We start from the raw sequence: 19,554 nt of genomic DNA on the forward strand, positions 1-19,554 counted from the left end.
GCCGAGTGCCAGGATGGACCGATGTCCGTCTTCCACGAGCTTCCCGAGGTGCTGGACCGTCGCACGGGCCCCTACGGCGAGGTGGTGCTGCGCCGGCAAGGGGAGGTCCTCCAGATCATCGCCAACGGCTGCTTCCTGATGGACACTTCCGACGGCCGCTCGGAGCGGCTGCTCGTGGACGCGGCGCTGGCCGCGCTCGACGGCCGCCCCGCGCCGCGCGTCCTGATCGGCGGCCTGGGCGTCGGCTTCTCGCTGGCGCACGCCGCCGCCGACGCCCGCTGGGGCCGCATCACCGTCGTGGAGCGCGAACGCGCCGTCGTGGACTGGCACCGCGACGGGCCGCTCGCCGCGATCTCGGGCCCCGCGCTCGCCGACCCGCGCACGGAGATCGCGGAAGCGGACCTGCTGGAGTACGTCAATGAGACATACGCCACTTTCGACGCGCTGTGCCTCGACATCGACAACGGCCCCGACTGGACGGTCACGGAGGGCAACGGGGACCTCTACACACCGGCCGGACTCACAGGCTGTGCACGGGTGTTGATACCTGGTGGGGTTCTCGCGGTGTGGTCCGCACAGCCCTCCGGCGAATTCGAGCGAACCCTGAGGAATGCCGGGTTCCAACAGGTGCGTACCGAAGAGGTCCCGGTTGCCCGAGGAGCACCCGACATCGTGCATCTCGCCGTCCGACCTGGATAGCAAAGCCGCGCCGGCTCCCCGTACGCTGCTGCCCTGACGCGAATGATTCACGCGTCAACCGCAGTCATGCGCAGACGGCAGACAAGGGATCACCCCACGGATCCCGGCACAGCACCCCAGGGGCGGGCGATGGAGCAGACACACACCGCACACAACGGCACGGCGACGGCGACCCCGGGCGCGCAGCGGCGCGTCCTCGTGGTCGAGGACGACCCGACCATCGTCGACGCCATCGCGGCCCGCCTTCGCGCCGAGGGATTCCTCGTGCAAACGGCGAGCGACGGTCCCGCGGCCGTCGACACCGCCGAGGCCTGGCAGCCCGACCTGCTGATCCTCGACATCATGCTGCCCGGCTTCGACGGCCTCGAGGTGTGCCGCCGGGTGCAGGCCGCCCGCCCGGTGCCCGTGATGATGCTCACCGCCCGCGACGACGAGACCGACATGCTCGTCGGCCTCGGCGTGGGCGCCGACGACTACATGACCAAGCCGTTCTCCATGCGGGAGCTCGCGGCACGCGTGCACGTGCTGCTGCGCCGTGTGGAGCGGGCCGCGGTCGCGGCCACCACGCCCCGCTCCGGCATCCTGCGCCTGGGCGAGCTGGAGATCGACCACGCGCAGCGCCGGGTGCGGGTGCGCTCGGAGGACGTGCACCTGACGCCCACCGAGTTCGACCTGCTGGTGTGCCTGGCGAACACCCCGCGCGCGGTGCTCTCGCGTGAGCAGCTGCTCGCCGAGGTGTGGGACTGGGCGGACGCCTCCGGCACCCGGACCGTCGACAGCCACATCAAGGCGCTGCGCCGGAAGATCGGCGCCGAGCGGATCCGCACGGTGCACGGCGTGGGCTACGCGCTGGAGACCCCGACGCCATGAGCGGCGGGCCGGCCGGACCGAGAGTTTCCAGGGAACCCTGGGGCGGAGTGCGACCGTTCTCGATCAAGACGAAGCTGGGTGCGCTCGTCGTCATCTCGGTGCTGATCACCACCGGACTGATGATGATCGCCATGCGCACCGAGACGGAGCTGCGCTTCATCACCGTCTTCTCGATGATCGCCACCCTGCTCATCACGCAGTTCGTCGCGCATTCGCTCACCGCGCCGCTGGACGAGATGAACACGGTCGCGCGGGCCATCTCGCACGGCGACTACACTCGCCGGGTCAGCGAGAACCGCCGTGACGAGCTGGGCGACCTGGCCCAGACGATCAACGTCATGGCGGACGAGCTGGAGGCGCAGGACAACCAGCGCAAGGAGCTTGTGGCCAACGTCTCCCACGAGCTGCGCACGCCCATCGCGGGGCTGCGCGCCGTCCTGGAGAACGTGGTCGACGGGATCGCCGAGGCGGACCCGGAGACCATGCGCACCGCCCTGAAGCAGACCGAGCGGCTCGGCCGGCTGGTGGAGACCCTGCTCGACCTCTCCCGGCTGGACAACGGCGTGGTGCCGCTGCGCAGGCGGCGGTTCGAGGTGTGGCCGTATCTGTCGGGAGTGCTGAAGGAGGCCAACATGGTGGCCTCCGCGCGCGCGACGATGGGCTCGGGCGGCAGCCACACGCGTACGGACGTCCATCTGCACCTGGACGTCACCCCGCCGGAGCTGACCGCGCACGCGGACCCGGAGCGCATCCACCAGGTCGTCGCCAACCTCATCGACAACGCGGTCAAGCACAGTCCGCCGCACGGCCGGGTGACGGTCAGGGCGCGCCGGGGCCCGCTGCCGGAGTCGCTGGAGCTGGAGGTGCTGGACGAGGGGCCCGGCATTCCGCGGTCGGAGTGGCACCGGGTCTTCGAGCGCTTCAACCGGGGCGCCGTCAGCCGGCCGCACGGTCCGGGCAGCGACGGCGGCACGGGACTGGGACTGGCGATCGCCCGCTGGGCGGTCGATCTTCACGGAGGCCGGATCGGAGTGGCCGAATCCGAGCGTGGTTGCCGGATTCTTATCACTCTTCCGGGAGAGCCTTCTCTGCCAAGTTGACGTAAAGTGCCGACCGGAGCCACAAGATCCACTGGCGTTTCCCGCTGCCGCCGCCCCTGTGGCGGCGAGCCGGACCGGTGCGATCAGGCATGCGCCGACGCAGGTCGGCGCGGGTGGGCCCGGGGTTCGTGAAGGACCGGCCTGAGGGTCGCGCGGTCGGTGCGCGCACCCTGCTTCAAACGTTTCCTTTTGCAGCGCAACTGCGCTTGTTTCCCGCCGTTTCAACCCCTGAAACACGCTTGAAGATGTGACTTACGTGACGATGCGGCAGCCCGGCCTGACCTTCACCCGCCGAGGGGCGTAGCCTTTATTCCCGCTGTCCATCACCTTGTGAAGCGGAAGAGGGCGGTTGCCGCCGTGTCGCCACAGTCCCCCAGTAACTCGAGCATCTCGACCGACGCAGACCAAGCGGGTAAGAACCCCGCTGCCGCGTTCGGTCCGAACGAGTGGCTCGTCGACGAGATCTATCAGCAGTACCTCCAGGACCCGAACTCGGTAGACCGTGCCTGGTGGGACTTCTTCGCCGACTACAAGCCGGGGGCCGCCAGCGCTCCGGCTCCGGCGGGTACTGCGGCCGCGGGGGCCGCAGGGACCACCACCACGCCCCCGGCCCAGGCCCAGGCTCCCGCCGCCCCGGCTCCCGCGCCGGCCCCGGCCGCCGCGCCGAAGCCCGCCGCCGCCCCGGCCGCCGCGGCTCCGGCGAAGGCCGCTCCGGCGCCCGCCAAGGCCGCGCCGGCCGCCAAGCCGGCCGCGAAGGCCGCTCCCGCCGACGGGTCCGCCGGTTCCTCCGAGGGACCCGAGTACGTGACGCTGCGCGGCCCGTCCGCCGCGGTCGCCAAGAACATGAACGCCTCCCTGGAGCTGCCCACGGCCACGTCCGTGCGCGCGGTCCCGGTGAAGCTGCTGTTCGACAACCGCATCGTCATCAACAACCACCTCAAGCGCGCCCGGGGCGGGAAGATCTCCTTCACGCACCTGATCGGCTTCGCGATGGTGCAGGCCATCAAGGCCATGCCGTCGATGAACTGGTCGTTCGGCGAGAAGGACGGCAAGCCGACCCTCGTCAAGCCGCCGCACGTCAACCTCGGCCTGGCCATCGACCTGGTGAAGCCCAACGGCGACCGCCAGCTCGTCGTGGCGGCCATCAAGAAGGCCGAGACGCTGAACTTCTTCGAGTTCTGGCAGGCCTACGAGGACATCGTCCGTCGCGCCCGCGACAACAAGCTGACGATGGACGACTTCACCGGCGTCACGGTCTCCCTGACCAACCCCGGCGGCCTCGGCACCGTCCACTCCGTGCCGCGTCTGATGCCCGGCCAGTCGGTCATCATGGGCGTCGGCTCCATGGACTACCCCGCGGAGTTCCAGGGCACCTCCCAGGACACCCTGAACAAGCTCGGCATCTCGAAGGTCATGACGCTCACGTCGACCTACGACCACCGGGTCATCCAGGGCGCCGCCTCCGGCGAGTTCCTCCGCCAGGTCGCCAACCTGCTGCTCGGCGAGAGCGGCTTCTACGACGACATCTTCGAGGCCCTGCGCATCCCCTACGAGCCGGTCCGCTGGCTCAAGGACATCGACGCCAGCCACGACGACGACGTCACCAAGGCCGCCCGCGTCTTCGAGCTGATCCACTCCTACCGGGTCCGCGGCCACGTGATGGCCGACACCGACCCGCTGGAGTACCGCCAGCGCAAGCACCCCGACCTGGACATCACCGAGCACGGGCTCACGCTGTGGGACCTGGAGCGCGAGTTCGCGGTCGGCGGCTTCTCGGGCAAGTCCCTGATGAAGCTGCGCGACATCCTCGGCGTGCTGCGCGACTCGTACTGCCGCACCACCGGCATCGAGTTCATGCACATCCAGGACCCCAAGCAGCGCAAGTGGATCCAGGACCGCATCGAGCGCCCGCACTCCAAGCCGGAGCGCGAGGAGCAGCTGCGCATCCTGCGCCGCCTGAACGCCGCGGAAGCCTTCGAGACCTTCCTGCAGACGAAGTACGTCGGCCAGAAGCGCTTCTCCCTGGAGGGCGGCGAGTCCGTCATCCCGCTGCTGGACGCGGTCATCGACTCGGCCGCCGAGTCGCGCCTGGACGAGGTCGTCATCGGCATGGCCCACCGCGGCCGCCTGAACGTCCTCGCCAACATCGTCGGCAAGTCGTACGCGCAGATCTTCCGCGAGTTCGAGGGCAACCTCGACCCGAAGTCGATGCACGGCTCCGGCGACGTGAAGTACCACCTGGGCGCCGAGGGCACCTTCACCGGCCTGGACGGCGAGCAGATCAAGGTCTCCCTGGTCGCGAACCCCTCCCACCTGGAGGCGGTGGACCCGGTCCTGGAGGGCGTCGCCCGCGCCAAGCAGGACATCATCAACAAGGGCGGCACGGACTTCACCGTCCTGCCGGTGGCCCTCCACGGCGACGCGGCCTTCGCGGGCCAGGGCGTGGTGGCCGAGACCCTGAACATGTCGCAGCTGCGCGGCTACCGCACCGGCGGCACGGTCCACATCGTCATCAACAACCAGGTCGGCTTCACCGCGGCCCCCGAGTCCTCGCGTTCCTCCATGTACGCGACGGACGTGGCCCGCATGATCGAGGCCCCGATCTTCCACGTGAACGGCGACGACCCGGAGGCCGTGGTCCGCGTCGCGCGGCTGGCCTTCGAGTTCCGCCAGGCGTTCAACAAGGACGTGGTGATCGACCTCATCTGCTACCGCCGCCGCGGTCACAACGAGTCGGACAACCCGGCCTTCACCCAGCCGCTGATGTACGACCTGATCGACAAGAAGCGCTCGGTGCGCAAGCTCTACACCGAGTCCCTCATCGGTCGCGGCGACATCACCCTGGAAGAGGCCGAGCAGGCCCTCCAGGACTACCAGGGCCAGCTGGAGAAGGTCTTCACGGAGGTCCGCGAGGCCACCGCGCAGCCGGTCGCCGTCGACTCCCGCGACGGGCAGGACAACTTCCCGGTCGAGGTGAACACCGCCGTCTCCGCCGAGGTCGTCAAGCGGATCGCCGAGTCCCAGGTCAACATCCCCGACCACATCACCGCGCACCCGCGGCTGCTGCCGCAGCTCCAGCGCCGTGCGTCGATGGTCGAGGACGGCACCATCGACTGGGGCATGGGCGAGACCCTCGCCGTCGGCTCCCTCCTCCTGGAGGGCGTCCCGGTCCGCCTGGCCGGCCAGGACTCCCAGCGCGGCACGTTCGGCCAGCGCCACGCGGTCATCATCGACCGTGAGAACGGCGAGGAGTTCACGCCGCTGATGTACCTCTCCGAGGACCAGGCGCGCCTGAACGTCTACAACTCGCTGCTCTCGGAGTACGCGGCGATGGGCTTCGAGTACGGCTACTCGCTGGCCCGTCCCGACGCGCTCGTGATGTGGGAGGCGCAGTTCGGCGACTTCGTCAACGGCGCGCAGACGGTCGTGGACGAGTTCATCTCCTCGGCGGAGCAGAAGTGGGGCCAGACCTCCGGCGTCACGCTGCTGCTCCCGCACGGCTACGAGGGCCAGGGCCCCGACCACTCGTCGGCCCGCCCGGAGCGGTTCCTGCAGCTCTGCGCCCAGAACAACATGACGGTCGCGATGCCGACCCTGCCGTCGAACTACTTCCACCTCCTGCGGTGGCAGGTGCACAACCCGCACCACAAGCCGCTGGTCGTCTTCACCCCGAAGTCGATGCTGCGCCTCAAGGCCGCCGCGTCGAAGGCGGAGGAGTTCACCACGGGCCAGTTCCGCCCGGTCATCGGCGACGCGTCGGTGGACCCGGCCGCGGTCCGCAAGGTCGTCTTCTGCGCCGGCAAGGTGTACTACGACCTGGAGGCCGAGCGTCAGAAGCGCGGTGCGACGGACGTGGCGATCATCCGCATCGAGCGCCTGTACCCGCTGCCGGGCGCGGAGCTCCAGGCGGAGATCAAGAAGTACCCGAACGCCGAGAAGTACCTGTGGGCCCAGGAGGAGCCGGCCAACCAGGGCGCCTGGCCGTTCATCGCCCTGAACCTGATCGACCACCTGGACCTGGCCGTCGGCGCGGACGTCCCGCACGGCGAGCGCCTGCGCCGCATCTCGCGCCCGCACGGCTCGTCGCCGGCGGTCGGCTCGGCCAAGCGGCACCAGGCGGAGCAGGAGCAGCTGGTGCGCGAGGTGTTCGAGGCGTGAGCCTCTGAACGCCCTGCCGTACAGGTCGAAGGGCCCGCCCCGGAGTCTTCCGGGGCGGGCCCTTCGGCGTGCGGGCCCGGAGGCCGGCCTTCCGGCGTGCGGGTCCGGAGGCCGCTGTGCGGCGTGCAGGTCCCCGAAGACCGCCCTTCGGCGTGCCGGCGGGGGCCGCCTATCCTTTTGCTGTCCCCTCCCTGCGACCGACACACGGAGCACTCGTCATGTACTTCACCGACCGTGGCATCGAAGAACTCGAGAAGCGGCGCGGCGAGGAGGAGGTCACCTTCGAGTGGCTCGCCGAGCAGTTGCGGACGTTCGTGGACCTGAACCCCGACTTCGAGGTGCCGGTGGAGCGTCTGGCGACCTGGCTGGCGCGGCTGGACGACGAGTTCGACGAGGACGATGAGTAGGTCCGGCCGGCGGCCGCCGTCCTCGGTTCGCCGCCGTCCTCGTCCAGGGGCGCCCTTCGGGGCGCCCCTTTCGTGTGTCTTGACTTTCCGTGACCGCGATATATCGTGTTTGGAGGGAGACGCGATATGGCGTGTCACCCGCCTCTGTCCCATGCCTGGGAGGTCTGCCATGTCCGAGTGGTCCGTCGCCGAGCCGCGCAAGCTCGCCTTCGACGAGCCGGTCAGCGAGCTGCACGTACGCGTGGTCAACGGCACGGTGAACGTCGTGGGCACGGACGACGGCGGTCCCGCCCGCCTGGAGGTGTCGCACATCGAGGGACCACCCCTGGTGGTCACCCATCGCGACGGCATCCTGACCGTGGCCTACGAGGACCTGCCCTGGAAGGGGTTCCTCAAGTGGCTCGACCGCAAGGGGTGGCGCCGCAGCGCCGTCGTCTCGCTCGCCGTGCCGGCGGGCACGCGCGTGGAGGTGGGCGCCGTGAGCGCCGGGGCGGTCGTCTCCGGAATCGACGGACGCACCGAGGTGAGGGGCGTCTCCGGGGACACCACGCTGGTGCGGCTGACCGGGCCGGTGCGCGCGGACACCGTCTCCGGGAGCGTGGAGGCTCAGGCCCTCACCGGCGATCTGCGCTTCAACTCGGTCTCCGGGGACCTGACCGTCGTGGAGGCGGGCTCCTCGGTGAAGGCCGACTCGGTGAGCGGGTCGATGATCGTCGACCTCGATCCCGCGAGCCGTCCCACCGACATCGGCCTGACCAGCGTCTCGGGTGAGATCGCGATCCGGCTGCCCCACCCGGCGGACGCCGAGGTCGAGGCGAACACGGCGAGCGGCACGGTGTCCAACGCCTTCGAGGACCTGCGGGTCAGCGGCCAGTGGGGCGCCAAGCGGATCACCGGCCGGCTCGGCGCGGGCAGCGGCAGGCTGAAGGCGACCACGGTCTCCGGCTCGATCGCCCTGCTGCGCCGCCCGGCGGCCGAGGAGGACGGCCCCTGGGAGGCGGAGGAGGACTCCGGGACGACGCAGGGGCGCGCCGCCGGGTCACCCGACGGCTCCGAGCCCCGCACAGGGCACAATGCGACTTCCGGCCCGGGTGACGCGCCCTCGCCCCCCTCGGACGACTCCTCCGACGCCCCGGCCGACAGCACGACCGACAAGAAGGTGCTCTGACATGCCCCCCGTCTTCGCCCACGGCCGCCTCCGCCTCTACCTGCTGAAGCTTCTGGACGAGGCCCCGCGCCACGGCTACGAGGTGATCCGCCTCCTGGAGGAGCGCTTCCAGGGGCTGTACGCGCCGTCGGCGGGCACCGTCTACCCCCGGCTGGCCAAGCTGGAGGCCGAGGGCCTGGTCACCCACACCACCGAGGGCGGCCGCAAGGTGTACGCCATCACCGACGCCGGGCGGGCCGAGCTGGCCGACCGCAGCGGTGAGCTGGCCGACCTGGAGCTGGAGATCCGCGAGTCCGTCGCGGAGCTCGCCGCGGAGATCCGTGCTGATGTGCGCGGCGCCGCGGGCGATCTGCGGCGCGAGATGCGGGCGGCGGCCACCGAGGCCCGGCGCGACCCGACGGCCGGCGGGGACGCGCACGCGTACCCGGGCGACAACGAGTCGTGGCGGGCCGCCAAGGAGGAGATGCGCCGGGCCAAGCAGGAGTGGAAGGAGCAGGCCCGCCGTGCCAAGGACGAGAGCCGCCGGGCCCGCGAGGAGGCCCAGCGGGCCCAACGGCAGGCCAAGGAGGCCCAGGACAAGGCCCGCGCCCAGGCCCAGGAGGAGGTGCAGCGCATAGCGCGGCGCGTCCAGGAGCAGGTCCAGAGCCACTTCGCCCGGGGCGACTGGCCGACGGGCGTGCGGGAGGGCCTGACCGAACTGGCCAAGGAGTTCGGCGAGTTCGGCAAGGACTACGGCAGGGAGTTCGGGCGCGACTTCGGCTTCGGCCGCGCCGGCAAGGAGACCGCGACCGCGCCTCCGGCGTACTCGCAGACGCCGGAGGACTTCCCGGCCGAGTACGAGCCGGCCTGGGCTCACGAGGAGGCCGGCGGCGACCCGGCCCGCGACCTGGAGCGCCTGCTGGACCGCTTCCGCGACGACATCCGCGACGCGGCGCGTGACAACGGCGTGACCCCCGACCAGCTCCGGCTGGCCCGCCGCCACCTGTCAGCGGCGGCGGCCCACATCGGCGCCGCTCTCAGGATCCCGAAGCCCTGAGCACCGGGGGCCGGGAGACGGCGGCGGTTCGTTCAGCCCGCCTGGGCCTGGTTCCCGCCGTAGAGGACCCGGGTCAGGGCCGCGTGGGTGACGCCGTGGTCGGCGAGGGTCTCGGCGGGCGGGCCGGGGCGGGCGGTGAGGGCGAGCAGGAGGTGCTCGTCGCCGATGTGCCGGTCGCGGTGGGCCAGGGCGATGCGCAGGGACTGCTCCAGGACGTCCTTGCCGTCGCGGCCGAAGCGGGGACGCCCGCTCCGGCCGGCGCCTGAACCGCCCCGGCGCCCACCGGCCATCGCTCCGACGCCGTGGGTCTCCTCCACCCGGGAGACGATCTCCGCGACGTCGATGCCGAGGCCGGCGAGGGCGTCGGCGTCGGCCCGGGAGAGGCCCGCCCTGCGCCGTGCCTCCTCCAGCGCCAGCCGTACGGACCTCCGACGCTCCTCCGTCAGCCCCAGAGCGGTCAGTGCGAACGATCCCCGGCTCGCCGTCCGGTCCAGCAGGGCGAGCAGCAGATGCTCGGCGCCCACCGTCCGCACGCCCGAGTCCTGGCACTGCTCGACGGCGTCCCGTACGACGTCCCGGGCGTCCTTCGTGAACCGTTCGAACATCACTGCCTCCCGTGCTTCTTGTGGACGGCTTGCCTGCTGATGCCGAGTTCCGCCGCGATCTCCTGCCACGACCAGCCCTGGTCGCGGGCGCTGCGCACCTGCACCGCCTCCAGCTGCTCCAGCAGCCTGCGCAGGGCGGCGACGGCGCGCAGTCCGACCCGGGGATCGCGGTCGCCGGCGCGTGCGGCGAGATCCGTTGCTTCGGTCATGCCGTCAACTTACGTTGACACGAGAGGTGTGTCAACCGTGGTTGACACACAAGGGGTGCTTCAGCGTCAGTCAGGAGTGTGTGAGGACGACCTTCCCGAACAGGTCGCCGGACGCGAGGCGTTCGAAGCCCTCGCGGGCTCGGTCGAGGGGAAGGACCTCGTCGATGACGGGGCGGACGCCGGTCGCGGCGCAGAAGGCGAGCAGGTCCTCCAGTTCCTCCTTGGTGCCCATCGTGGAGCCGACGACCTTGAGTTCCAGGAAGAAGATCCGGGTCAGCTCGGCGTGCGAGGGCCGGTCCCCGCTCGTCGCGCCCGAGATCACGAGCGTGCCGCCGGGCCGCAGGGACTTCACCGAGTGGGACCAGGTGGCCGCGCCGACGGTCTCGATGACGGCGTCCACCCGCTGCGGCAGCCGTGCGCCCGGCTCCAGCGCCTCGACGGCGCCCAGCTCCAGCGCACGCTTGCGCTTGGCCTCGTCCCGGCTGGTCGCGAAGACGCGCAGCCCGGCGGCCCGGCCGAGCACGATGGCGGCCGTGGCGACCCCGCCGCCGGCCCCCTGAACGAGCACGGAGTCACCGGGCCGTACGCCGGCGTTGGTGAAGAGCATGCGATAGGCCGTCAGCCAGGCCGTGGGCAGACAGGCGGCCTCCTCGAAGGAGAGCCCCTTCGGCTTGGGCAGGACGTTCCAGGTCGGCACCGCGACCTGCTCGGCGAAGGTGCCCTGGTAGCGCTCGGTGAGGATGGAGCGGGGCTCGTCGGGTCCGACGCCGTGCCCGGTCTGCCCGATCACGGAGTGCAGGACGACCTCGTTGCCGTCCTCGTCGACGCCGGCGGCGTCGCACCCGAGGATCATCGGCAGTTTGTCCTCGGCGAGGCCCACCCCGCGCAGGGACCACAGGTCGTGGTGGTTGAGGGAGGCGGCGCGGACGTTGACGGTGCTCCAGCCGGGCCGGCGCTCGGGGGCGGGGCGCTCCCCCGACTCCAGTCCGTTCAGCGGCTGGTCACGATCGATGCGAGCGGCGTAGACGGCGAACATGCAGCCGACGATAGGGTCCGCGCCCGGCGGGCGAAACCGGACGCCGCTGTGAGACATGCCCTCTTGCCAACTCGCCGAGGGAGGGGCGCACACAGCCGGACGGCCCCGCCCATGCGGGCGGGGCCGTCCGTGGAAGCCGCGTCAGCGACGGGCCACGCCCTCCGCCCGCGCGGCCGCGGCGACCGCCGCGGTCACGGCGGGGGCGACCCGCTCGTCGAACGGCGACGGGATCACGTAGTCCGCGGCGAGGTCGTCGCCGACGACGCCGGCGAGCGCCTCGGCGGCGGCGATCTTCATGCCCTCGGTGATCCTGGACGCCCGCACCTGCAGCGCGCCCGCGAAGATGCCCGGGAACGCCAGCACGTTGTTGATCTGGTTCGGGAAGTCCGACCGCCCGGTCGCGACGACCGCCGCGTACTTGTGGGCGACCTCGGGGTGCACCTCGGGGTTGGGGTTGGCCATGGCGAAGACGAACGCGCCCTCGGCCATCGAGGCCACCGCCTCCTCGGCGACCGTGCCGCCGGAGACGCCGATGAAGACGTCGGCGCCCGCGAGCGCGTCCTCCAGCGAGCCGGTCAGCCCCGCCTTGTTGGTGAACCCGGCCAGCTGGCGCTTGACGTCGGTCAGGTCCTCCCGGTCCGCCGAGACGACGCCCTTGCGGTCGGCGACCGCGACGTCCCCGATGCCGGCCTCGACCAGCATCTTGGCGATGGCGACACCGGCCGCGCCGGCGCCCGAGATGACGGCCCTGAGGTCGGCGATGGCCCGCCCGCTCAGCCGCGCCGCATTGCGCAGCGCCGCCAGCGTCACGACCGCCGTACCGTGCTGGTCGTCGTGGAAGACCGGGATGTCCAGCGCCTCCTGAAGCCGGCGCTCCACCTCGAAGCACCGCGGCGCCGAGATGTCCTCCAGGTTGACGCCGCCGAACGAGGGCGCGAGGCGCACCACGGTCTCGACGATCTCGTCGACGTCCGTGCAGGCGAGCGCGATCGGGACCGCGTCGACACCGCCGAACTGCTTGAAGAGGATCGCCTTGCCCTCCATCACCGGAAGAGACGCCTCGGGCCCGATGTCACCGAGCCCAAGGACCGCCGTGCCGTCGGTGACGACGGCCACGACGGACGACTTCCAGGTGTAGTCGTTCACCAGCTCCGGCTGTTCCGCGATCGCGGTGCACACGCGAGCGACGCCGGGAGTGTAGGCGAGGGACAGGTCGTCCTTGTCGCGAACCGGGACGGTGGCCTGCACGGCCATCTTGCCGCCGCGGTGCAGCGCGAACGCCGGATCGAACGAGTCGAGGGGCTCCGCACCGCCCTCCGTGGCCGTATTGTCCGCTTCGCTTTCGCTGCGAGGATTGACGATCTCCGCTGCCACTGTGTCTTACCCCTTAGGTGTTCATGGATGAGGGTGGCCACTCCTGGTTGAGAAGTGGGCGGGCATCGCACAGGTCCCAGGCGGTGATACGTACGGGCCTGCGCGTCGGGCGCGCCGCACACGCGCCCTGAGCCCCGGATGAGGGGTGTGAAGAACCTTCTTACCGGACGGATGCGCCCCAGGACGAGTCCAATCCGTGCAAGGTCACATGCCGCATCTTGCAGGAGTCCCACAGCCCTCGCACGTCACAGCGACAACCGCACGCCGCCGACCGCTCCGGCGGGCCCTCGGTGATCATCTCAGTGACATGGCTCTCATGCCGAAACCCGAGGGCGAGGACCGGACAAACTCTTGACACGCACTCAAGTCGGCGTACACGCCGTATCTCCGACGACCGCATCGTGAGATGAACCGAAGATCTTTCGGCCGGAGGAATAGATTCCAGGAGAAGGTGCGGCCCAGCGCGGCCGTGATGTACCGGACTGATGCGGTTCGGGGGTCGCCCGTTATCCGATTTTGACATAGCCGCCCCCTCGAATGGCGCAGTCCGAATGGCAAGATGCGGTAATCACACGAGGTCGCGACACCCGAAGGTGTGTGTTCTCGTCGACCCATCGGCATCTCCATTCCATCCGCCGGAGGCACTCACCATGTCCGCACGTTCCATCCGCCCTACCACCGCCGCGCGCACCCGGCTAGCCGCGGTCGGTTCCCTCGCGGTCGCGGGCGCCCTGCTGCTCACCGCCTGCGGTGACCAGACCGCCGGCGGCAGCGGCAGCGGCGACGTAGACGCTTCGGGCAAGGCCAGCACGGCGCCCCTCTTCGCCAAGCTGCCGAAGAAGATCCAGGACGCGGGCGTCATCAAGGTCGGCACCAACGCCGAGTACGCGCCGATGGAGTACGTCGAGGGCGGCAAGATCGTGGGCGTCGACCCCGACATCGCCGCCGCGCTCAGCAAGCAGCTCGGTGTCGAGTTCAAGTTCACCTCGGGCTCCTTCGACGGTCTGATCACCGCGGTCAACACCGGCCGCTACGACATCGCCATGTCGTCGATCACCGACAACAAGCAGCGCCAGGAGGGCCTGGACGACAAGGGCAAGAAGCTGGGCGAGGGCGTCGACTTCGTCGACTACTTCACCGCCGGCACCGCCGTCTACGTCAAGAAGGGGAACCCGAAGGGCATCAAGTCCATCGAGGACCTCTGCGGCCAGACGGCGGCCGTGCAGCGGGGCACCACCTACGAGGAGGCCCTGAAGACGCAGTCCAAGAAGTGCACGGACGGCGGCAAGAAGGCCATCACGATCGAGTCGTTCGAGAACGACACCGAGGCCCAGACCCGCGTGAAGTCGGGCGGCGCCGTGGCCGGCGTCAACGACTACCCGGTCGCCGTGGACATGGCCCGCAAGGCCGACGGCGGCAACGCCTTCGAGGTCATCGGCGAGCAGTACGACGCCGGCCCCTTCGGCATCGTCGTCGACAAGCAGAACACCCAGCTGCGCGACGCCCTCAAGGAGGCCGTCGACGGGATCATCAAGGACGGTTCGTACCAGAAGGTGCTGGAGAAGTGGGGCGCCCAGAGCGGCGCGATCAAGGCCGCCCAGATCAACGGCGGCAAGTAAGACCCCAGCACCACTGAAGGGCAGTCCCCATGACTGACAAGCTCGACAAGTCCGCCGCGGGCGCACCGCCGGCCGACCAGCCTCCGGTGACGAAGGACTCGGCGTTCGCCGGCCCGCCGGAGGCCATCAAGGCCGTACCCGTGCGCCACTACGGCCGCTGGGTCAGCGCCGTCGTCGTTCTCGCACTCCTCGCGCTGCTGGTCAACGCCTTCGCGCACGGCGACATCCGCTGGCAGTCGGTGTCCGACAAGCTGTTCGACTCGACCGTGATCGCGGGCGCCGGCCGGACGCTGCTGATCAGCCTCCTGTCCATGGTGCTCGGCGTGGCGCTGGGCGTGCTGCTGGCCGTGATGCGGCTGTCGAAGAACCCGGTCACCAACAGCGTGGCCTGGCTGTACATCTGGTTCTTCCGCGGCACCCCGGTCTACGTCCAGTTGCTGATGTGGTTCAACCTGGCGCTGATCTTCCCGATCCTGAACCTCGGTCCGATCTACAAGGACGAGATGACGGACGTCATGACGCCGTTCATGTGCGCCCTGCTGGGCCTCGGCCTGAACGAGGCCGCGTACATGGCCGAGATCTGCCGCGCCGGCCTGCTGGCCGTCGACGAGGGGCAGACGGAGGCGGCTCACGCGCTCGGCATGAGCCACGGCAAGACGCTGCGCCGGATCGTGATCCCGCAGGCCATGCGGGTGATCGTGCCGCCCACCGGCAACGAGTTCATCAACATGCTGAAGACCTCGGCGCTGGTGTACGCGGTGACCTACAACGAACTGCTGCGCTCGACCTCGGTGATCGGTTCCCAGTCGTACGCCGTGATGGAGATGCTCTTCGTCGCGTCGATCTGGTACCTGGTCATGACCAGCGTGTTCAGCGTCTTCCAGTACTACCTGGAGCGCTACTACGCGCGGGGTTCCAGCCGGAGCCTGCCGCCGACGGTCTTCCAGAAGATCAAGGCGAACCTGTTCGGATCGAGGAGCGTGGCATGACCGCGATGGTGAAGGCCGAGGGCGTCCACAAGTCCTTCGGCGCGGTCGAGGTCCTCAAGGGCATCGACCTGGAGGTCCAGTCCGGCGAGGTGTTCTGCCTGATCGGCCCGTCCGGTTCCGGCAAGTCGACCTTCCTGAGGTGCATCAACCACCTGGAGAAGATCAACGCCGGCCGTCTGTACGTCGACGGGAACCTGGTCGGCTACCGGCAGAAGGGCGACAAGCTCCACGAGCTCAAGGACAGCGAGGTCGCGCTGCAGCGCCGGGACATCGGCATGGTGTTCCAGCGGTTCAACCTCTTCCCGCACATGACGGCGGTGGAGAACGTGATGGAGGCGCCGGTCCAGGTCAAGGGCACGAGCAGGGCCCAGGCCAAGGAGCGCGCGACGCAGCTCCTGGACCGGGTGGGTCTGGCCGACAAGGCCGGGAACTACCCCTCGCAGCTCTCCGGCGGCCAGCAGCAGCGGGTGGCCATCGCCCGCGCGCTGGCGATGGACCCGAAGCTGATGCTGTTCGACGAGCCGACCTCGGCCCTCGACCCGGAGCTGGTCGGTGACGTCCTCGACGTCATGCGCGACCTCGCCGAGTCCGGGATGACGATGGTCGTCGTCACCCACGAGATGGGCTTCGCCCGCGAGGTCGGCGACAGCCTGGTGTTCATGGACGGCGGCGTGGTCGTCGAGTCCGGCAACCCGCGCGACGTCCTGACGGACCCGCAGCACGAGCGGACGAAGGCGTTCCTGTCCAAGGTGCTGTGACCCGACCCGGGTGAGGGGGCGGTACGAGATCCTTCGTACCGCCCCCTTCGCGTGTGCGGGGTCCTACTTGAGGGCGAGCAGCAGGGTGTCCGACGGCGAGCACCACACCGGCCGGGCCTCGGCGAAGCCCTTCTCGCGCAGTACGCGCGCGTGCCAGGCGGCGGAGGGCATGTCGCCGTCGGCGTGCTCGCCGTAGATCTCGAAGCGGCGGGCGGTGGGTCCGGCGAGGACGGGGTCGGCGGCGGCGAGCTGCCACCACTGGGCCCAGTCGACGGCGCCGGCCTCCTTGGCCCGGTCCATGTGGGCGTGCCGCAGGGCCCGTTCGGCGGCGTTGATGCGAGGCGTGGTGTCGTCGATCATGTGGTCCGCGTTCATGAAGACGCCGCCGTCGCGGACGAGTCCCGCGATCCGGCCGTAGAGCTCCGCGAGGGGTTCGCTGTGCAGCCAGTGCAGGGCCGTGGCGGTCAGCACGGCGTCGTAGGAGTCGTACGGCAGCTTCGCCGTCCAGTGCGGGTCCTTGAGGTCGGCGGTGACGAGGCCGACGCGGTCGTCGCCGGCGAAGGTGCCCTCGGCGATGGTGAGCAGGGCCGGGTCGAGGTCGACGCCGGTGCTGGTGGCGTCGGGGAAGCGGGCAAGCAGCCGGGCGGTGACTGTGCCGGTGCCGCAGGCGAGGTCCAGGACGCGCGGGGCGGTTCCGACGAGCGCCTCCACCATGTCGAGCATGACGCGGAAGCGGTCCTCCCGGTCCGGCATGTACCACTCCTGCTGCCGGTCCCAGCTCTGCTGCCAGCGCTGCCAGTCGGTCCCGGTGTCCATGGCCATGAGAGCCCCCTCGTCGGTCGACACGTAATACCCTGAAAGCACGATCAGTCGTTACCTGACCGCACCACGACCATAGAGCCCTCCCGTAAGGACTACAAGTGGAACTGGCCCATTACTCGGACTACGCCGTCCGTCTCGTCAACAGCGAGGCGCCGGCGCAGGGCAAGGACTCGCTGACCTCGGTCCAGGCCGTCCGGGACCTGTTCGGCGCCAACGGGTCGGCGGCCCGCCGGGCCACCGACGCGGACGTGACCCGTTTCCGCGCGGTACGGGGACGGCTGCGCGCGGTGTTCGAGGCGGCCGACGCCGGCGACGAGACCCTCGCGGTCGACCTGCTCAACTCGCTGCTGCTGGAGTTCCCGGTCAGCCCCCAGATCTCCGGGCACGACACCCGGGACGAGGACGACCGCCCGCTGTGGCACATGCACCTCGCCGACCACCCCTCCAACGCGACCGCCGGCTACGCCGCCATCGCCGCGATGGGCCTGGCCTTCCACCTGACCGAGTACGGCGTCGACCGGCTCGGCCTGTGCGAGGCCGCGCCCTGCCGCAACGCCTACCTCGACACCTCGACCAACCGCTCGCGGCGCTACTGCTCCGACCGCTGCGCCACCCGCGCCAACGTGGCCGCCTACCGCGCCCGCAAGCGCCTGGAGGCCGACCGGCCGGCCGGCACCGGCCTGGCCGCGGAGAGCGCCCAGCGCACCAGCGCCAGCGGCGAGCGCTGATCCGGCCCGAGCGGCCGGTAGCGGAACCGCACCCTGCCCAGGATCAGCTCGTCGGGCACGGCGCCGTAGTCGGTGCTGTCGCCGCCGGCGTAGGCGTTGTCCCCGAGCACCCACCACCCGCCCGCGCGGCGCTCGACGGCCCGCTTGACGACCAGCAGGTCCTGCTGGAAGGGATGCCTCAGCACGACGACGTCACCGGCCCTCACCCTGGCCCCGTACCGCACCAGCAGCTGGTCGCCGTGGCGGAGCGTGGGCACCATCGACGGGCCGGTCACCTCCGCCAGCCCGAAGGGCGCGGCCGCCCTCGTGCGCTCGGTCTCACGCGACAGCTCCGGCATCCCGGCACCTCCCCTGGTTGTTCCCCCACCAGTCTCGGTCCCGCCTCCTACTTTTGTCCCAAGCCCTAGGGGGCACTCGCGAAAACCTGTCCGGCGAGGAGTAATGTCCCACCTGAGAAGACGATCACGAGGAAGGAACGCTCCATGCTTTCCCGCCTGTTTGCCCCCAAGGTGAAGGTCAGCGCCCACTGCGACCTGCCCTGCGGCGTGTACGACCCGGCCCAGGCCCGCATCGAGGCGGAGTCGGTGAAGGCCGTGCAGGAGAAGATGGCCGCCAACGACGACCCGCACTTCCAGGCGCGTGCCACCGTCATCAAGGAGCAGCGCGCCGAGCTCGCGAAGCACCACGTCTCCGTGCTGTGGAGCGACTACTTCAAGCCCCCGCACTTCGAGAAGTACCCCCAGCTGCACGAGCTGGTCAACGAGACCCTGAAGGCCCTGTCGGCCGCCAAGGCCTCCACGGACCCGAAGACCGGCGAGAAGGCCCTGGAGCTGATCGCCGAGATCGACCGCATCTTCTGGGAGACCAAGAAGGCCTGATCTGACGATCACGCCGTTCGACCTGCGCCCGACCGCTGTCGTCGCAGAGTCTTCGTGACCGCACCCGGTCCGCGGGGCGCCGATCCGGCGTCCTTCGCGGTCCGGGTGCGGTCGTGTGGGGCCGCTCACGTGCCGATCTACGATCGGCGGATGAGTTCACTCGCTCCCGCCGCCCTCGTCCGCTGGACGTACGCCTTCGTCGACCGGCCCGCCGGGGGTTTCGAGCGGGCGTGTGCCTTCTGGGCCGCCGTCACGGATACGCGGGTGTCCCCGCCGCGCGGCGAGGACGGCGAGTTCGTCACGTTGCTCCCGGAGGGCGCCGACGCATGTGTGAAGGCGCAGGGCGTCACCGGCGGTGACGGCGGGGCGCATCTCGACTTCTGCGCGGAGGACGTGCCCGCGTTCGTGGAAGCGGCGTGCGCGTCGGGCGCGGAGACCGTCGCGGCGCACGACGGGTGGTCCGTACTGCGGTCGCCCGCCGGGCAGTTGTTCTGCGCGGTGCCCTGGCACGGGGAGTCCGCGCGGCCGCCCGCGGTGGCCGGCAGCCGGCTGGACCAGGTCTGCGTCGACGTCCCGCCGTCCGCCTACGACACCGAAGTCGCCTTCTGGAGCGGCCTCCTGGCCGACCAGGGCTGGACGTCCCGGCCGGGCTCGCTGCCCGGCTTCCATGTGGTCGCCCCGCCCGCGGGCCTGCCGATCAGGATCCTGCTCCAGCGGCTCGGCGAGGAGCGGGACGTGTCCGCGCACCTCGACCTGGCGTGCGGCGGCGGGATCGACGCCGTGCGCGCCCGTCACGAGGCGCTCGGCGCGACCCTCGTCGCCGTCCACCCGCACTGGACGGTGCTGCGCGACCCGGCGGGCGGGCTGTACTGCCTGACCGCCCGCGACCCCCAGACGTGAGGGCCGGGCCCCGCGTGTACGCGAGCCCGGCGGTGGTCGGACGTGACGGATATCGGGTCAGGTCGTGGGGGCCGTTGGAGTGTCGGCCGGGTCCGGTTCGGAGGTGGGGTGAGTGTTCTCGGGGTGACCGTGCAGTTCGACGCCTCCCTCTTCGTACGACGCGCAGCCGGGGTTGCGGCACGGACCCGCTACCCATCG

Annotated in this window: 19 protein-coding genes; 13 read left to right on the forward strand and 6 right to left on the reverse strand. The window is 70.6% G+C overall.

Translation table 11 applies throughout. The features are described 5' to 3' along the window. Window positions 1-21 precede the first annotated feature (21 nt). From ACFYXA_RS17810 to ACFYXA_RS17840, 7 genes are all read left to right on the forward strand, one after another. Window positions 22-699, forward strand: a complete 678-nt coding sequence (locus ACFYXA_RS17810) for a spermidine synthase (protein WP_389033682.1) — start codon at window positions 22-24, stop codon at window positions 697-699. Between the two features lie 129 nt (window positions 700-828). Further along, the gene (locus ACFYXA_RS17815) at window positions 829-1,569 is read left to right on the forward strand and encodes a response regulator transcription factor (protein ID WP_130443602.1); all 741 of its coding nucleotides are present in this window, start codon (window positions 829-831) and stop codon (window positions 1,567-1,569) included. After that, window positions 1,566-2,669, forward strand: a complete 1,104-nt coding sequence (locus tag ACFYXA_RS17820) for an ATP-binding protein (RefSeq protein ID WP_352253382.1) — start codon at window positions 1,566-1,568, stop codon at window positions 2,667-2,669. Before ACFYXA_RS17815 ends, ACFYXA_RS17820 begins: the two co-directional genes overlap by 4 nt. A gap of 357 nt (window positions 2,670-3,026) precedes the next feature. Continuing rightward, window positions 3,027-6,827 (forward strand): multifunctional oxoglutarate decarboxylase/oxoglutarate dehydrogenase thiamine pyrophosphate-binding subunit/dihydrolipoyllysine-residue succinyltransferase subunit, encoded by a 3,801-nt coding sequence (locus ACFYXA_RS17825; protein ID WP_389033686.1) that lies wholly within the window; start codon window positions 3,027-3,029, stop codon window positions 6,825-6,827. Between the two features lie 218 nt (window positions 6,828-7,045). After that, window positions 7,046-7,234 carry a DUF6104 family protein gene (locus tag ACFYXA_RS17830; RefSeq protein ID WP_130443608.1) on the forward strand — a complete coding sequence of 63 codons (189 nt, stop codon included), beginning with the start codon at window positions 7,046-7,048 and terminating at the stop codon, window positions 7,232-7,234. Window positions 7,235-7,403: 169 nt separating this feature from the next. Further along, window positions 7,404-8,402, forward strand: a complete 999-nt coding sequence (locus ACFYXA_RS17835) for a DUF4097 domain-containing protein (RefSeq protein ID WP_389033690.1) — start codon at window positions 7,404-7,406, stop codon at window positions 8,400-8,402. Between the two features lies 1 nt (window position 8,403). Then, window positions 8,404-9,438, forward strand: a complete 1,035-nt coding sequence (locus ACFYXA_RS17840; protein ID WP_389033693.1) for a helix-turn-helix transcriptional regulator — start codon at window positions 8,404-8,406, stop codon at window positions 9,436-9,438. A 32-nt stretch (window positions 9,439-9,470) separates the two neighbouring features. Here ACFYXA_RS17840 and ACFYXA_RS17845 read toward each other — a convergent pair whose 3' ends face one another. The 4 genes from ACFYXA_RS17845 to ACFYXA_RS17860 all read right to left on the reverse strand — a co-directional run bounded on the left by ACFYXA_RS17845 (window position 9,471) and on the right by ACFYXA_RS17860 (window position 12,662). Then, a complete protein-coding gene (locus ACFYXA_RS17845; RefSeq protein ID WP_389033696.1) occupies window positions 9,471-10,043 on the reverse strand; it encodes a Clp protease N-terminal domain-containing protein in 573 nt (190 codons plus the stop codon). Next, complete coding sequence (locus ACFYXA_RS17850) at window positions 10,043-10,252, reverse strand: helix-turn-helix domain-containing protein (RefSeq protein ID WP_351095105.1); 210 nt, start codon at window positions 10,250-10,252, stop codon at window positions 10,043-10,045. The genes ACFYXA_RS17845 and ACFYXA_RS17850 overlap by 1 nt, the downstream gene beginning before the upstream one ends. A gap of 70 nt (window positions 10,253-10,322) precedes the next feature. Then, the gene (locus ACFYXA_RS17855; protein ID WP_130443618.1) at window positions 10,323-11,288 is read right to left on the reverse strand and encodes a zinc-binding dehydrogenase; all 966 of its coding nucleotides are present in this window, start codon (window positions 11,286-11,288) and stop codon (window positions 10,323-10,325) included. Between the two features lie 141 nt (window positions 11,289-11,429). Next, window positions 11,430-12,662 carry an NADP-dependent malic enzyme gene (locus ACFYXA_RS17860; RefSeq protein ID WP_351095101.1) on the reverse strand — a complete coding sequence of 411 codons (1,233 nt, stop codon included), beginning with the start codon at window positions 12,660-12,662 and terminating at the stop codon, window positions 11,430-11,432. 650 nt (window positions 12,663-13,312) lie between these two features. On the opposite strand from ACFYXA_RS17860, the gene ACFYXA_RS17865 reads away from it, so the two are divergent. Genes ACFYXA_RS17865 through ACFYXA_RS17875 form a run of 3 tightly spaced genes read left to right on the forward strand, consistent with a single transcriptional unit; the run spans window position 13,313 to window position 16,028 of the window. Beyond that, entirely contained in the window at window positions 13,313-14,281 is a 969-nt protein-coding gene (locus ACFYXA_RS17865) for an ABC transporter substrate-binding protein (protein ID WP_352250350.1), read from the forward strand. Window positions 14,282-14,310: 29 nt separating this feature from the next. Next, window positions 14,311-15,270 (forward strand): amino acid ABC transporter permease, encoded by a 960-nt coding sequence (locus ACFYXA_RS17870; RefSeq protein WP_352250352.1) that lies wholly within the window; start codon window positions 14,311-14,313, stop codon window positions 15,268-15,270. Beyond that, the gene (locus ACFYXA_RS17875) at window positions 15,267-16,028 is read left to right on the forward strand and encodes an amino acid ABC transporter ATP-binding protein (protein ID WP_130443626.1); all 762 of its coding nucleotides are present in this window, start codon (window positions 15,267-15,269) and stop codon (window positions 16,026-16,028) included. Before ACFYXA_RS17870 ends, ACFYXA_RS17875 begins: the two co-directional genes overlap by 4 nt. A 63-nt stretch (window positions 16,029-16,091) precedes the next feature. On the opposite strand, the gene ACFYXA_RS17880 is transcribed toward ACFYXA_RS17875, so the two are convergent. Continuing rightward, window positions 16,092-16,850, reverse strand: a complete 759-nt coding sequence (locus ACFYXA_RS17880; protein WP_389033705.1) for a class I SAM-dependent methyltransferase — start codon at window positions 16,848-16,850, stop codon at window positions 16,092-16,094. A 98-nt stretch (window positions 16,851-16,948) separates the two neighbouring features. Here ACFYXA_RS17880 and ACFYXA_RS17885 point away from each other — a divergent pair, with 98 nt between their 5' ends. After that, window positions 16,949-17,578, forward strand: a complete 630-nt coding sequence (locus tag ACFYXA_RS17885) for a CGNR zinc finger domain-containing protein (protein ID WP_352250356.1) — start codon at window positions 16,949-16,951, stop codon at window positions 17,576-17,578. On the opposite strand, the gene sodX is transcribed toward ACFYXA_RS17885, so the two are convergent. Next, window positions 17,482-17,916: a nickel-type superoxide dismutase maturation protease gene (gene sodX, locus ACFYXA_RS17890; protein WP_352250358.1), complete on the reverse strand. Its 435-nt coding sequence runs from the start codon at window positions 17,914-17,916 to the stop codon at window positions 17,482-17,484. The genes ACFYXA_RS17885 and sodX overlap by 97 nt on opposite strands. Before the next feature lie 144 nt (window positions 17,917-18,060). Between sodX and sodN the strand changes: the two genes are divergently transcribed. Beyond that, window positions 18,061-18,456, forward strand: coding sequence for a superoxide dismutase, Ni (gene sodN, locus ACFYXA_RS17895; protein WP_351095090.1), 396 nt, complete (start codon window positions 18,061-18,063; stop codon window positions 18,454-18,456). A gap of 150 nt (window positions 18,457-18,606) precedes the next feature. After that, window positions 18,607-19,356 carry a VOC family protein gene (locus ACFYXA_RS17900; protein ID WP_389033711.1) on the forward strand — a complete coding sequence of 250 codons (750 nt, stop codon included), beginning with the start codon at window positions 18,607-18,609 and terminating at the stop codon, window positions 19,354-19,356. Window positions 19,357-19,554: the final 198 nt, after the last annotated feature.

The sequence above is a fragment of the Streptomyces sp. NPDC002566 genome, assembly GCF_042889585.1.
Lineage (GTDB): Bacteria > Actinomycetota > Actinomycetes > Streptomycetales > Streptomycetaceae > Streptomyces.